This window comes from Serratia sp. 2C06, assembly GCF_050037615.1.
Taxonomy (GTDB): Bacteria; Pseudomonadota; Gammaproteobacteria; order Enterobacterales; family Enterobacteriaceae; genus Serratia; species Serratia ureilytica.
The window spans coordinates 1,510,025-1,523,207 of record NZ_CP188299.1 but is presented as its reverse complement, the minus strand read 5'-3'; the positions used below and the strand labels follow the sequence as shown (position 1 = coordinate 1,523,207).

General features: G+C 60.1%; 19 protein-coding genes. 7 read left to right on the top strand and 12 right to left on the bottom strand.

Going from position 1 to position 13,183, the window contains the following annotated elements:
* Positions 1-192 precede the first annotated feature (192 nt).
* Positions 193-750 (top strand): YtfJ family protein, encoded by a 558-nt coding sequence (locus ACP3TA_RS07620; protein WP_025159587.1) that lies wholly within the window; start codon positions 193-195, stop codon positions 748-750.
* A gap of 1 nt (position 751) precedes the next feature.
* Here the strand turns inward: ACP3TA_RS07620 and cysQ are convergent, their stop codons facing one another.
* Complete coding sequence (cysQ, locus tag ACP3TA_RS07615) at positions 752-1,492, bottom strand: 3'(2'),5'-bisphosphate nucleotidase CysQ (protein WP_033644177.1); 741 nt, start codon at positions 1,490-1,492, stop codon at positions 752-754.
* 255 nt (positions 1,493-1,747) lie between these two features.
* On the opposite strand from cysQ, the gene ACP3TA_RS07610 reads away from it, so the two are divergent.
* Positions 1,748-3,700, top strand: a complete 1,953-nt coding sequence (locus ACP3TA_RS07610; protein WP_033651488.1) for a bifunctional 2',3'-cyclic-nucleotide 2'-phosphodiesterase/3'-nucleotidase — start codon at positions 1,748-1,750, stop codon at positions 3,698-3,700.
* Between the two features lie 100 nt (positions 3,701-3,800).
* Here the strand turns inward: ACP3TA_RS07610 and fklB are convergent, their stop codons facing one another.
* A complete protein-coding gene (gene fklB / locus ACP3TA_RS07605; RefSeq protein ID WP_004933618.1) occupies positions 3,801-4,421 on the bottom strand; it encodes an FKBP-type peptidyl-prolyl cis-trans isomerase in 621 nt (206 codons plus the stop codon).
* 267 nt (positions 4,422-4,688) lie between these two features.
* Between fklB and ACP3TA_RS07600 the strand changes: the two genes are divergently transcribed.
* Positions 4,689-5,363 (top strand): OapA family protein, encoded by a 675-nt coding sequence (locus ACP3TA_RS07600; protein ID WP_046688104.1) that lies wholly within the window; start codon positions 4,689-4,691, stop codon positions 5,361-5,363.
* Positions 5,364-5,366: 3 nt separating this feature from the next.
* Here ACP3TA_RS07600 and ACP3TA_RS07595 read toward each other — a convergent pair whose 3' ends face one another.
* The 5 genes from ACP3TA_RS07595 to rpsF all read right to left on the bottom strand — a co-directional run bounded on the left by ACP3TA_RS07595 (position 5,367) and on the right by rpsF (position 7,281).
* Positions 5,367-5,720 (bottom strand): DUF488 domain-containing protein, encoded by a 354-nt coding sequence (locus ACP3TA_RS07595; protein ID WP_033641634.1) that lies wholly within the window; start codon positions 5,718-5,720, stop codon positions 5,367-5,369.
* A 112-nt stretch (positions 5,721-5,832) separates the two neighbouring features.
* Positions 5,833-6,285 (bottom strand): 50S ribosomal protein L9, encoded by a 453-nt coding sequence (gene rplI, locus ACP3TA_RS07590; protein WP_004933629.1) that lies wholly within the window; start codon positions 6,283-6,285, stop codon positions 5,833-5,835.
* A gap of 39 nt (positions 6,286-6,324) precedes the next feature.
* The gene (gene rpsR, locus ACP3TA_RS07585) at positions 6,325-6,552 is read right to left on the bottom strand and encodes a 30S ribosomal protein S18 (RefSeq protein ID WP_000135199.1); all 228 of its coding nucleotides are present in this window, start codon (positions 6,550-6,552) and stop codon (positions 6,325-6,327) included.
* A 4-nt stretch (positions 6,553-6,556) separates the two neighbouring features.
* A complete protein-coding gene (priB, locus tag ACP3TA_RS07580) occupies positions 6,557-6,874 on the bottom strand; it encodes a primosomal replication protein N (protein WP_049233092.1) in 318 nt (105 codons plus the stop codon).
* Between the two features lie 8 nt (positions 6,875-6,882).
* Positions 6,883-7,281, bottom strand: coding sequence for a 30S ribosomal protein S6 (rpsF, locus tag ACP3TA_RS07575; RefSeq protein WP_004933634.1), 399 nt, complete (start codon positions 7,279-7,281; stop codon positions 6,883-6,885).
* A gap of 236 nt (positions 7,282-7,517) precedes the next feature.
* On the opposite strand from rpsF, the gene ACP3TA_RS07570 reads away from it, so the two are divergent.
* Together ACP3TA_RS07570 and ACP3TA_RS07565 are read left to right on the top strand one after the other, a co-directional pair.
* On the top strand, positions 7,518-7,724 hold the full coding sequence (locus ACP3TA_RS07570; protein ID WP_127897167.1) for a hypothetical protein: 207 nt from the start codon (positions 7,518-7,520) through the stop codon (positions 7,722-7,724).
* A 10-nt stretch (positions 7,725-7,734) separates the two neighbouring features.
* Positions 7,735-8,001 carry a DUF1471 domain-containing protein gene (locus ACP3TA_RS07565; protein ID WP_033638913.1) on the top strand — a complete coding sequence of 89 codons (267 nt, stop codon included), beginning with the start codon at positions 7,735-7,737 and terminating at the stop codon, positions 7,999-8,001.
* A 99-nt stretch (positions 8,002-8,100) separates the two neighbouring features.
* Here the strand turns inward: ACP3TA_RS07565 and ACP3TA_RS07560 are convergent, their stop codons facing one another.
* Complete coding sequence (locus tag ACP3TA_RS07560) at positions 8,101-8,475, bottom strand: hypothetical protein (RefSeq protein ID WP_206196390.1); 375 nt, start codon at positions 8,473-8,475, stop codon at positions 8,101-8,103.
* Positions 8,476-8,599: 124 nt separating this feature from the next.
* A complete protein-coding gene (gene yjfP, locus ACP3TA_RS07555; protein WP_033651491.1) occupies positions 8,600-9,352 on the bottom strand; it encodes an esterase in 753 nt (250 codons plus the stop codon).
* 127 nt (positions 9,353-9,479) lie between these two features.
* Here yjfP and bsmA point away from each other — a divergent pair, with 127 nt between their 5' ends.
* Positions 9,480-9,788, top strand: coding sequence for a biofilm peroxide resistance protein BsmA (gene bsmA / locus ACP3TA_RS07550; RefSeq protein ID WP_046688102.1), 309 nt, complete (start codon positions 9,480-9,482; stop codon positions 9,786-9,788).
* Between the two features lie 123 nt (positions 9,789-9,911).
* Complete coding sequence (locus tag ACP3TA_RS07545) at positions 9,912-10,187, top strand: DUF1471 domain-containing protein (protein ID WP_025305027.1); 276 nt, start codon at positions 9,912-9,914, stop codon at positions 10,185-10,187.
* On the opposite strand, the gene ACP3TA_RS07540 is transcribed toward ACP3TA_RS07545, so the two are convergent.
* The 3 genes from ACP3TA_RS07540 to rlmB form a co-directional block, all read right to left on the bottom strand.
* Entirely contained in the window at positions 10,184-10,582 is a 399-nt protein-coding gene (locus ACP3TA_RS07540; RefSeq protein ID WP_015376394.1) for a DUF350 domain-containing protein, read from the bottom strand. The genes ACP3TA_RS07545 and ACP3TA_RS07540 overlap by 4 nt on opposite strands.
* A gap of 66 nt (positions 10,583-10,648) precedes the next feature.
* Positions 10,649-12,277, bottom strand: a complete 1,629-nt coding sequence (locus ACP3TA_RS07535; RefSeq protein WP_426784575.1) for an isovaleryl-CoA dehydrogenase — start codon at positions 12,275-12,277, stop codon at positions 10,649-10,651.
* Between the two features lie 116 nt (positions 12,278-12,393).
* Entirely contained in the window at positions 12,394-13,125 is a 732-nt protein-coding gene (gene rlmB / locus ACP3TA_RS07530) for a 23S rRNA (guanosine(2251)-2'-O)-methyltransferase RlmB (protein WP_004933653.1), read from the bottom strand.
* Positions 13,126-13,183: the final 58 nt, after the last annotated feature.

Here is a 13,183-nt window from a genome sequence, read left to right as displayed (position 1 = left end):
TGGATTTACACTTTTTGACAGAATTGTATATGATGATTTATAACGTTTTCAGGATATCCCTTCAAAATCTGATGATTAGCGAACCAAGGGAAAAACTGCGATCCGGTTAACAGGACAGACCTCTTATCACATCCTATGCTTTAGGCTGTCGAAGTGCTGTCGCACAAATTCCCCCATTTACAAGGAGAAAGCATGAAAACAAGTCGCATGCTGATGGTATCCCTGCTGCTCGCCCCGCTTTTCGCTTCCGCGCACAACTTCCAGCTCCAGCAGCGCGTGGCGCCGGTTGGCGTCAGCGATAAAGGAGAGCTCAATTACGCTGACGGTAATTTTAGCTACCAGAATTGGAACAGCGCGCAGCTCAGTGGAAAAGTGCGGGTGATACAGCACATTGCCGGTCGCAGCTCCGCCAAAGACATGAACGACCCACTGATTGAAGCGATTAAGAAGGCGAAACTACCACACGATCGTTACCAAACGACGACAATCGTCAACACCGACGATGCCCTGATGGGCACCGCCATGTTCGTGCGCAGCAGCATCGAAGACAGCAAGAAAGAGTTCCCGTGGTCGCAGTTTATCGTCGACAGCGACGGCAACGTGCGCAAAGCCTGGGATCTGCAGCCGAAAGGTTCCGCCATCGTGGTGCTGGATAAGCAAGGGCGCATTCAGTTCGCCAAAGACGGCGCGCTGACGCCGGAAGAGGTGCAGCAGGTGATGTCCAAGCTGCACCAGCTGTTGGCGAACTGACTCAGAACAGCGAAACCCGGAAGCCGGGGTTGAGGAAAGATTCACGCGGGGTATAGAGCAACGGCTTGCCCTGCCAATCGTGAATTTGCGCCCCGGCGGCCACCGCCACCGCGTGTCCTGCGGCGGTATCCCAAATATTGGTTGGCCCGAAGCGCGGATAGAGCTGCGCCTTGCCTTCCGCCACCAGGCAGAACTTCAGTGAGGAACCGACGGACACGGTCTGGTGCTCGCCCAGCTGCTGCAGATAGTCTTTCAATTCGTCGTCGATATGCGAGCGGCTCACCACCACCAGCGGCGGATGCGCGTTGCTGACGCCGATCGCCTGCCGCACGCCCTTCTCTTCTTTCCAGGCCTTGCCGCGCTCCGCCAGATACAACACGTCGATCGCCGGGGCGTACACCACGCCCATCACCGCCTGCCCGTCTTCAATCAGGGCGATATTGACCGTGAACTCGCCATTGCGATGCAAGAACTCTTTGGTGCCGTCCAGCGGATCGACCAGCCAGTAGCGCGTCCAGTTGCGGCGCTCTTCCCACGCCGGCGGATCCTCTTCCGACAGCAGCGGCACCTCCGGCGTCAGGGCCGCCAGGCCGCGCTTGATGATGTGATGCGCCGCCAGATCGGCCGCCGTCACCGGTGAGTCATCTTTTTTCTGTGCGACATCAAGCGGTTGTTCACCGTCGTACACCGCCATGATCGCCGCCCCCGCCTCGCGGGACAGTTGGCAAATTCGCTCTAACATCATGCACCTCAACTCTGCATCTCCGTGGGAAATTTCCCTCTGTCTCTGCTAGCAGACTAGTTTTTTTTACGCCGAATATCCATCTCAACCGGCTAAGCCGCGGGAATTCCTCAGATCTTGTTGGGCACAACTGTGAACTTCCCCGCGTTACCCGCCGCCGTTTTCTGCCACACTTCACAGTTTACTGTGGCAAGCAATGTTAATTACATTTCCCTCTGCGATAACACTCGAATAATGGAATGGAGAGAACCCCAAATGATGAAGCATCCACTGACGCTGTCCGCGCTTGCGCTGCTGGTGTGCGCCTCGGCGCAGGCGGCCACCGTCGATCTGCGCGTGCTGGAAACCACCGATCTGCACAGCAACATGATGGACTTCGATTACTACAAGGACACGCCGACCGACAAGTTCGGCCTGGTGCGCACCGCCAGCCTGATCCAACAGGCGCGCCAGCAGGCCGCCAACGCGGTGTTGGTGGATAACGGCGACATCATTCAGGGCAGCCCGCTCGGCGATTACATGGCGGCCAAAGGGCTGAAACCGGGCGACGTGCACCCGGTCTATAAGGCGATGAACACGCTGGACTATGTGGTCGGCAACATCGGCAACCATGAGTTCAACTACGGGCTGGACTACCTGAAGAACGCCATCGCCGGCGCCAAATTCCCGTACATCAACGCCAACGTCATCGACGCCAAAACGCAAAAACCGCTGTTCACGCCGTACATCATCGTCGATACCCCGGTGAAGGATCGCGACGGCAAGGCGCATACGCTGCGCATCGGCTACATCGGCTTCGTGCCGCCGCAGATCCTGGTGTGGGACAAAGCCAACCTGCAGGGCAAAGTGACGGTGGACGACATCACCGCCACCGCCAAGCGCTACGTGCCGCAGATGCGTAAACAGGGCGCCGATCTGGTGGTGGCGATCCCGCATTCCGGGTTGTCCAGCGAGCCTTACAAGGCGATGGCGGAAAACTCGGTCTATTACCTCAGCCAGGTGCCCGGCATCGACGCCATCATGTTCGGCCACGCCCACGCGGTGTTCCCGAGCAAGGACTTCGCCAACATCAAAGGCGCGGATATCGACAAAGGCCTGCTGAATGGCGTACCGGCGGTGATGCCGGGCCAATGGGGCGACCATCTCGGCGTGGTCGATCTGCAGCTCAACAACGATGGCGGCAGTTGGAAAGTGACCGCCGCCAAAGCGGAAGCGCGGCCGATCTACGACAAAGAGAACAAGAAATCGCTGGCGGCGGAAGATGCCGCGCTGGTGAAGGTGTTGGCGGACGATCACAAAGGCACGCGCGAGTTCGTCAGCCAGCCGATCGGTAAATCCGACGGCAACATGTACAGCTACCTGGCGCTGGTGCAGGACGATCCGACGGTGCAGATCGTCAACAATGCGCAGAAGGCCTACGTCGAACATTACATCCAGGGCGACCCGGACCTGGCCGATCTGCCGGTGCTGTCCGCGGCGGCCCCGTTCAAGGTCGGCGGCCGCAAGAACGACCCCGCCAGCTTCGTCGAAGTGGAAAAAGGCCAGCTCACCTTCCGCAACGCCGCCGATCTCTATCTCTATCCCAATACGCTGGTAGTGGTGAAGGCCAGCGGCAAAGAGGTGAAAGAGTGGCTGGAGTGCTCCGCCGGCCAGTTCAACCAGATCGACGTCAACAGCGCCAAGCCGCAAGGCTTGATCAACTGGGACGGCTTCCGCACCTATAACTTCGACGTGATCGACGGCGTCAACTACCAGATCGACGTCAGCCAACCGGCGCGCTACGACGGCGAATGCCAGCTGATCAACGCTAAGGCGGAGCGCATCAAGCAGCTGACCTTCAACGGCAAGCCGATCGATCCGAACGCCACCTTCCTAGTTGCCACCAACAACTACCGCGCCTACGGCGGCAAGTTTGCCGGCACCGGCGACAAACATATTGCCTTCGCTTCGCCGGATGAAAACCGCTCGGTGCTGGCGGCCTACATCACCGCCGAAACCCAGCGGCATGGCGCGGTGCGCCCGCAGGCGGACAACAATTGGCGTTTGGCTAACTTCAGCAGCAAGCAGCCGCTGGATATCCGCTTCGAGACCTCGCCTTCGGACAAAGCGACGAAGTTTATCAAAGAGCACGCCCAATACCCGATGAGCGCCGCAGGCAGCGACAGCATCGGCTTCGCGGTTTATCGCATCGATTTAAGCGGTAAGTAACTCACTGTCACTGGCCGGCTCGCCCGGCCATTCATCGCCCGTCTGCGAGGCGCATAAAATAAGGGCGCCACGAAGGCGCCCAGAGTAATCCTCGGTGGGATTACAGGATTTCCAGCAGCTCGACGTCGAACACCAGCGCGCTGAACGGCGGGATGGACGCGCCTGCGCCACGCTCGCCGTAGGCCAGGTTGTGCGGGATATACAGCTGCCATTTGGAACCGACCGGCATCAGGGTCAGCGCTTCGATCCAGCCAGGGATCACGCCGCTGACCGGGAATTCTGCCGGCTGGCCGCGTTCAACCGAGCTGTCGAACACGTCGCCGTTGATCAGACGGCCGGTGTAGTGCACACGCACGCGATCCTGACGGGACGGGATTGGGCCGTTGCCCTGCTCCAGTACGGAGAACTGCAGGCCTGACTCGGTCAGCGTCACGTCGTCGCGCTTGGCGTTGTCGTCCAGGAATTTCTGGCCTTCAACGGCCATCGCCTGCTGGCGCTCGCGGCGCACCGCATCCGCACGCTCGTGGATTTCACGCAGCGCACGGTGCACCACGTCTACCGGAACCGCCGGGGCATTCCCTTCCAGCGCGTCGCGCAGACCCGCCAGCAAAGCTTCCGGTTGCAAACCTTCCAGCCCGGACTCTTGCAGCTGCTGGCCGACCTGTAAACCAATCCCGTAACTTGCTTGCGCTTCAACGCTGTCAAAAGAAGGGGTTGTCATGGGGTTTTCCTTAAGTCTGTAAAAAGTCGAAAGCGCAGCATAACAGCGCGTCAATGCCGGGTAAAATCTTGTGTGGAGAATGATGACTTTTGTCGTAGAAAAAGAAACAATAACCTTCTGTTAACGCCCGCAGCCGCAAACCCCGGCCCTGCCGCTCAGCCGCCTTTCACTTCAATCAGTTAGCGGACTATACTGAAAGCAGGATATCGGGCAGGCGACGCGCTTGCCGCGCCGCGCTTATTATTACGCCGTCGAAGAGAGGTCACCATGGGCAGAATCGCGCCCAGGAAAAGGAAAACCACCCGCATCTACCAGCCGCTGCTGCGCACCTGGCTGAACATCAGCCAGCGCCTGAAACCCGGCGCCGCACCCACGCAGGAAGACGCGGAGTCGCCATCGGAACCGCCGTCGGCCAACGACAAGATGCAGCGGGTCAAAGCGCTGCTGGCCAAAGTCTGGCATCTGCCGGACGGTTTCCATTGGATGGAACCACTGCCCTACTTTCACCGCCGCTGGGTGCTGATCTTCGGCATCATCCTGCTGCTGGCGTTGCTGTGGCCCTACTCGCCCGAAAGACAGCCGTTCCCGGTCTCTCAGCAGGAAACCAGCGTGCCGCTGCAGGCTGAGCTGCAAAACGGCGGTGGCGCCGCCACGCCGGCCAACGAACCGACGCCGGCGGGCAACTGGCAGCGTTATCAGATCCAGCCCGGCCAGACGCTGGCCCAGCTGTTTCGCGACAACAATCTGCCGGTGAATGAGGTGTTCGCCATGGCGCAGGTGGAAGGCGGCGACAAGCCGCTGAGCAACATGAAAGCCGGTCAGGAAGTGCGCATCGAACGCGACGCCAACGGCGTGATTAACGCGCTATCGGTCACCACCGTGGACAACAGCCAGGCGCTGTTCCGCCGCCAGGCCGACGGCAGCTACCGCCGGGAACGTTAATCGCTAAAGCTGCGCCAGCAGAAACTCGCGCAGCACTACGCCCTGGTTGTGCGCGGTATCTTTGCTGCCATACAGCAGCGTCAGCGCCTCCCCCTGCCGCAACAGCGCCACCAGCGGCTGCCAGGCGTCGTTGGCCGCCAGCTGTTGGCGGTAACGCGCCTCGAAGGCTTCCCACTGGTCGGTATGCTGATGGAACCACTTGCGCAGCTCGTCATCCGGCGCCACCTGTTTCAACCACTGCACGCCCGCCAGCCTCTCCTTGCTGATGCCGCGCGGCCATAGCCTGTCTATCAGATAGCAATGCGCCGGCGCCGGCGCGCTGAAGTCGTAAACCCGCTGTAGCGTAATCGTTGCCATCACACGCTCTCCCTTTTCATCCCGTCTTCTAGCGTAGCGCGTTTTGCCGGGCGCAGAAAAGCAAAACGCCAGCGCGAGGCTGGCGTTTTAACCGGGTTAACAGCAGCGTAAATTACGCTTCTGCAACCACAACTACATTCAGCTGTGCGAACACGTCGCTGTGTACCTGGAAGTGCACTTCGTGCTCACCAGTGGTACGCAGAACGCCGTTCGGCAGACGAACTTCGCTCTTGGCAACTTCAACGCCTGCCGCAGTCACTGCGTCAGCGATGTCGCGGGTGCCGATAGAGCCGAACAGTTTACCTTCGTCGCCAGATTTGGAAGCGATGGTCACTGAACCCAGTTCGTTGATCTTGGTTGCGCGAGCTTCAGCAGCAGCCAGAACGTCAGCCAGTTTGGCTTCCAGTTCAGCACGGCGTGCTTCGAAGAACTCAACGTTTTTCTTGGTAGCAGGAACAGCTTTGCCCTGTGGTACCAGGAAGTTACGAGCGTAGCCCGCTTTAACGTTAACTTGATCACCCAGGCTGCCCAGGTTTGCTACTTTATCAAGCAGAATAACTTGCATTACCTTATCCTCTCAAAGTCGTTAATGGACAGTGGCCGATTACTGATGACGATCAGTGTACGGCAACAAAGACAGGTAGCGCGCGCGCTTGATAGCACGGGCCAGCTGGCGCTGATATTTTGCACGAGTACCGGTGATACGGCTCGGTACAATTTTACCACTTTCGGTGATGTAGTTTTTCAGCGTAGCGATGTCTTTATAGTCAATCTCTTGAACGCCTTCCGCGGTGAAACGGCAGAACTTGCGACGACGGAAATAACGTGCCATTTGGCTAGTCTCCAGAATCTATCAATTCAATCTGCTCGGCATGCAGAACCAATTTGCTCAGCCCGTTGCGCCCTTGATGGCAGCTTACAAAGCCTTGCACGGTAATCTGACTGCCGACCGTTAATCTTTGAGTTAGTGCTTGTGACTGTTGTCCGCTGACAACCACGGGCATTCGGCACCATGCTTGTCTGCTGAATCCGGCTTCCATCTGCTGCGAACGGTGCTCTAGCACAAATTGGCAGTGCGGTATCCCGGAAGGACTCACTTTTCGAACCGGCGCCTTGCACACAGTGCCCGACAAAACCAGACGATTAGCCGTCACGGCGGCAATTACTCTTCAGAATCCCCAGCATCTGCATCATCTGCGGTTTCGTTAGCGAAGTCTTCGCGGCGATCGCCACGACGTTCGTCTTTCGCTTTAACCATCGGAGATGCTTCAGTTACCGCGTGCTTAACGCGCATAACCATGCTGCGGATAACGGCGTCGTTGAAGCGGAAGTTAGTTTCCAGCTCATCGATCGCTTCCTGCGGCGCTTCAACGTTCAGCAGAACGTAGTGAGCTTTGTGCAGTTTGTTGATCGGATAAGCCAGCTGACGGCGGCCCCAGTCTTCCAGACGGTGAATCTGACCTTGCGCGTTAGTGATGGTAGCACTGTAACGCTCGATCATGCCCGGAACCTGTTCGCTTTGGTCAGGATGGACCATAAAAACGATTTCGTAATGACGCATCGAATTGCTCCTTACGGATTATTCAGCCTCCTGTCAGGGTCAACCGCGGCCCATGGAAGCAAGGAACGTGTTTAGTGTGCGGCTGAAAAATGACGCGTAATCATACTGACGCAGGGCGGAAAACTCAAGGACTGCGTGGGTTTTATTCGCGTTATTGAGAGGGGGTATGGGAAATAGCACGATTTGCTGGCGGGGAAACCTATGTACGCCAATCCATCAGTTTCAAAAATCTTTCAATGAAATCAGCGCTGAGTCACAAATCTATTTCATTTTTTTTGAAAGAGGCCATCAAAACGCCCCGCTTTTTAATCCGCCGCAACCGACTAAAATTAACCTTATCCGCCGCAGACAGCGCGACGAAAAAGATTCCAGGTTATTCAATGCAGATAAATGACTTTTTGCCGCAGCGACACTCGCTGTCAGGCCGTAACGGCAAAAAGTAAGAGAGGCACTATGAAACGCATCATTCTCGCGACGGCGCTTGCCGCCCTGTTCTCCGCCAACGTGATGGCCGCGACGGAGATCTCCTCGCACCAGGCCGATCAACGCCAGAGCGTTGGCTTCGTCACCCTGAACCAGAACGTGGTCTCGCCGGATGACGCCAGCAGCCAGGTCAGTAAAATCGCCGATCAACGCGGTGCAAGCTCTTATCGCATCATCGCCCTGCATGAACCGGGCGACAACAGCACGATGCACGTCAGCGCCGAGCTGTACCGTTAAAAAGACGCGCCACGCCAGGGAAATCCCCAGGGCTTCATCAGAAAGCCCGTTCAGTCCGCATCGGAGCGCCGCCTGTCGGGCGCTCCACTTCCTCACCCATCACAGTTTGAGCAACGTCGGCGCGCTGAACGCCTTGCCCGGATTGTGCAATTGCAGCGCCATCCGCAGATAGTTTGTCCGTACCTGCAGCAGTTCGGCGCTTTCCTCCAGCGTCGCCCGCTGCTCGAAGGAGAGCGAGCCGGCCTTCGCGGTTTGCGCGGCCGCCGCTTTCGGCGCGGAGGCGAACAGCGCCGTCATGTTTTGCACCGTATGCGCGGTGATGCGCGACAGCGGATTCGCCTTGTTTTGCCGCGCCTTGCCGTCGGCTGCCCCCAGCATCTCACTGAAGGCCATTGAGTTAAGATCGGCGCGCGCTTTCATCGTTCCCGCCAGCCCGCGCGCTGTCTCGGCCGTATTGCTGATACCCTTTATCATGCTCTCCGCTCCTTGCCGCCCCTGAAAGAATTCACGCTGACATTCTCCTCCGCCATGCGTCAAACAATGACCGAAACAGCCTGCAGAGAGCACCGCAATTCCACGCATCGCGCCCGGAGGCGCATTACAATTCGCGGCGAAAGAAATCGGTGGTGGCGGACAGCGCCAGCGGCGTGATGCGATGCTTCACGCCCGGCTCGACGAGCGATGTCAAACGGCCGTCCGCACCTTGCTGCCTCAGTTCAGCCGCCAAACGCAGGCTGTCCGCCGCCGGCACCACGTCGTCCGTCTCGCCGTGCCACAGCAGCAGCGGCCGCCCTGCAATCTGCGCCAAACGTCCTTCCAGCTCATACTCCGCCAGCACGGCGGTGCGCGCCGCAAACGCCGTCGGCGAGAGCGCCTCGCCCGTCTCGCCCAACGGCGGATACAGCGTTTGCGCCAGCGCACGGTAATAGCCGGAACCCATCAGGCTGGCGGCCGCACGGATCCACGGAAAGCGCGCGAAGGCGCCAAGCGCGGTCATGCCGCCCATTGAGGCGCCGGCGACGCCGATGCGGCCGTCGGCGATCAGGCCAAGCCGCTCAAAATGCGCGTTGATCTGCGGCAGTTCATCGATATTGCTGCGCAGGATCTCCCAGAATGACGCCAGGCGCCGCGCCTCATCGCCGTCGAATCGCTCGCCGTGCCGATCGGCATCCGGCAACACCGCCCGAAAACCGGCGCGCGCCAGCGCATAGGCGAAATAAGCGTACACCTCTTTCGACGAGGTATAGCCATGGCAGAAGAACACCGTCGGCAGCGGCCGATGATACTGCCCCGCCGGCACAGCATGGATCACCGCGATATCGCCAACCCGCTCGTCATGAATTTCGATCATCCGTTCATCCTCAACTCACCTGTTGGCATTCATCATGACAAACTTGCGCGAAGCAGCGTTAGCTCAATCTGTTACAGCTTATATTGCGTTACACTGAAGCCATCGCACCGGCGCTTACGAGGTCACCATGACGATTGCCCGCACACTCATTACCCTGACGCTGGCCGCACAGCTTTCCGCCTGCGGCATCATGACCACCACGCCGAAACCGCCGCCGCCCCCCACCGCTCAGGCGCAGGAGATCGTCCGCGCGCAGACCGCCGAGCTGGTGAAAATGGGCACCGTCACCGCCGTGGTGCGCGGCAGCCCGATGGACGTGGAAGCGGAGATCCAACGCAAGGCCACCGCCGCCGGCGCCCGTTATTACATGATCATCATGAACAGCGAAACCGTCGTGCCGGGCCAATGGTATTCCCAGGCGATCCTGTATCGCTAAGGCGGGGATTTTTTAAGCAGTTTTACACTGGCTTTGCACTGGCTGAAGAAGGGTGTTGCACACTGAGGGACAGCATGCCGCATGTTGCGGGTGTCGATTCAGGATCTGACGAAGGGGAACGCCATGAAACGCTCCACCGCACTCACCTCCCTCTTGCTTTCCATGGGATTGCTCAGCACCGGCGCACAGTCCGCCGAGCTGGCGCCCGCCGATCGCGTGACGCCGCTCAGTGAAATCGCCGAGATCACCTTCAACGATTTGCCCGGCTCACCGCAGGAGGCGGAACTGGCCATCGCCCGCACCGCCGACCAACACGGCGCCAGCTATTACCGCATCCTGCGGATGGAAGAGCAGGCGCACCCACTTGGCTGGCGCGCCTCGGCCATCTTATACCTTTAGTAGCTCATGCAAGCCGCATTCAACACCCCGCCGCTGACGGAGACGCCCCCCAGGAAAATCCCGGCGGCCAGGTGATTCGCTTCTATCTTGTCGCTGATGCGCGGCATGTAGATCTTCACGGCGGCGAACAGCAGCAGTTGCACCACCAGCGCCACCACGCCCCACAGCAGGTAATCCAGCAGGCTGATCGAGTTGATCGCCGCGCTGGCCAACGGGATCACATACCCCAGGCAAGCGCCGATAAAAGCGAAGGCGGCGGATTGATTATCGGCCTTGATCAGCGCCCATTCGTCGTGCGGGGTGATGCGGGTATAGACGAACAGAAACACCAAAATCATGGCGAAGCCGCTGAAGAAGTAAGAGGCGAACGCCGCCAACGCGCTGAGAATATCCATGTGCATTTTCCTGTCAGAGTGAGGCTGAATTAAAAAGGTTTTCGCCGCCGCGCGCCACCCTTTTCCCTAACCGCCGATGGCGCGGTTCAGCAGCAGTTCGCACGCCTCGGCCGACAGCAGGCTCTCGCCGCGGTGATCCAGCTTCAGATGACACCAGGCGTCGGCGATCTGCGGGCTGGCGTGCTGCAGCAGCTGCGCGGCGCAGCACAGGTTGAACAGCTGTTGAGTCAGTAGCCGCCCCATCTCCTCGCTCGGTTGCCGGGCACGCTGCTGCCACTGCCGCCAGGCGTGATCGAACAACCGATTCTGGCCGCGCACCGGCTGCAGCTCGAACTGCAACATCTCGAGCGCGCCCGGCAGTTTATGCAGACTGCGCAACACGTCCAGACACATGATGTTGCCGGAGCCCTCCCAGATGCTGTTCACCGGCATTTCACGGTACAGGCGCGGCAGCTCGCTCTCCTCGCAGTAACCGATGCCGCCCAGCACCTCCATCGCCTCGGCGATGAACGGCATGCCCTGACGGCAAATGCTGTATTTGGCCGCCGGGGTCAGCAGCCGGCTGTAGATCAGTTCGCCTTCATTGCTGCGGCTCTCCCAGGCGCGGGCCAGCCGGAACAGCAACGCGGTATGCCCTTCCAGCCGCAGCGCCATGCGCGCCAAGACCTGGCGCATCAGCGGTTGTTCTATCAACAACTTGCCGAACGCCTGCCGCTGCAGCGCATGATACAGCGCCACCGACAGCCCGCGGCGCATCAGGCCGTGGCTGCCCAGCGAACAGTCGAAACGGGTCAGGCCGCCCATCTTCAGGATATGCCGCACCCCGTCGCCCTCATCGCCCAGCAGCCAGGCAGTGGCGTCCTGAAACTCCACCTCGCTGCTGGCATTGGAGCGGTTGCCCAGCTTGTCTTTCAACCGCTCAAGGCGAATGGCGTTGCGGCTGCCGTCCGGCAAAATGCGCGGCAGGAAGAAACAGGACAGCCCGCCTTCGGCCTGCGCCAGCACCAGGTGCGCATCGCTTTGCGGCACCGAGAAAAACCACTTGTGCCCCACCAGCCGGTAGGCTTCGCCCGGCCCGCGCGCGCCGAGCGGCGTGGCGGTGGTGGTATTGCTCAAGACATCGGAGCCGCCCTGCTTCTCTGTCATGCCCATGCCGATCAGCAGGCCGCGCTTTTGCCCGCCCGGCAGCAGATGAGCGTCATAACGATCCGACAGCAGCGGCGTCAGCCAGGCGCGAAACTCGGCCGGTAACGCCTGCAGCAGCAGCGGCGTGGCGCCGAAGGTCATGGTCACCGGGCAGAGCGTGCCGGCCTCGACCTGCGCATGCAGCATAAAACGCGCGGCGCGCGCCACGAAGGAACCGATGCGCGCATCCTCCTGCCAGGGCAGGTTGTGCACCCGGTTGGCGATCAGCCCCTGCATCAGGATATGCCAGGCCGGGTGAAAGCGAACGTCGTCCAGCCGCTGGCCGGTGGCGTCGTAGCGCAGCAGCTCCGGCGGGTTGGCGTTGGCCAGCCGCCCCAGTTCCAGCGACTCCTGCGTGCCGAGCTGCTGGCCCAGCGAAGCCAATACCTCGGCGTCCCAACCGCCTTGCTCGCGCTGCAACGCTTCGCGCAGCGGCGTATCGGAGAGAAACAGGTTGCTGTTGCCCAGCGGCTTGGGTTGGTTAAAAACGGTGTGCGTAGTCCAGACCATGAGAGTGCTCCCTGAAAAAAGCGTCAGGGGTAAGTATGGTCGGCGCAGAGATTTCTGCCGCAGGCGGGATCACAAGAGGGGGAATTAACGGGAGCACGGCGCCCCCGTCAGAAGAATCAGCCGCGCTGGCGCACCGCTTCGAACAGGCAGATGCCGGTGGCGACCGACACGTTCAGTGAAGAGACGGTACCGGCCATCGGGATGCTGATCAGCTCATCGCAGTGTTCGCGGGTCAAGCGGCGCATGCCTTCGCCTTCCGCGCCCATCACCAGCGCCATCGGGCCGGTCATTTTGCTTTGATACAGCGTATGGTCGGCTTCGCCGGCGGTGCCGACGACCCAGACATTCATCTCTTGCAGCAGACGCAGCGTGCGCGCCAGATTGGTCACGCGGATCAACGGCACGTTTTCGGCGGCGCCGCAGGCCACTTTCTTGGCGGTGGCGTTCAACTGGGCGGAACGATCGCGGGGCACGATCACCGCGTGCACGCCGGCCGCGTCGGCGCTGCGCAGGCAGGCGCCGAGGTTATGCGGGTCGGTCACGCCGTCCAGCACCAGCAGGAATGGCGTTTCCACGCTCTCCAACAGGCCCGGCAGATCGTTCTCCTGATACTGACGCCCTTCGCGCACCCGGGCGATGATCCCCTGGTGCACCGCGCCTTCAACCTTGTCATCCAGCCATTGGCGGTTCGCCACCTGGATCACGATGCCGGTCGCTTCCAGCTCGGCGATCAGCGGTTGCAGACGGCGATCTTCGCGGCCTTTCAGGATAAACACTTCCAGGAAGCGTTGCGGGTCGCGCTCTAACAGGGCTTTGACGGCGTGGATGCCGTAAATAATTTCGCTCATGATGCTCTTTTAAATTCGTGCGGCCGGCGATAACCGGCCGATGATAACGATGTGCGGC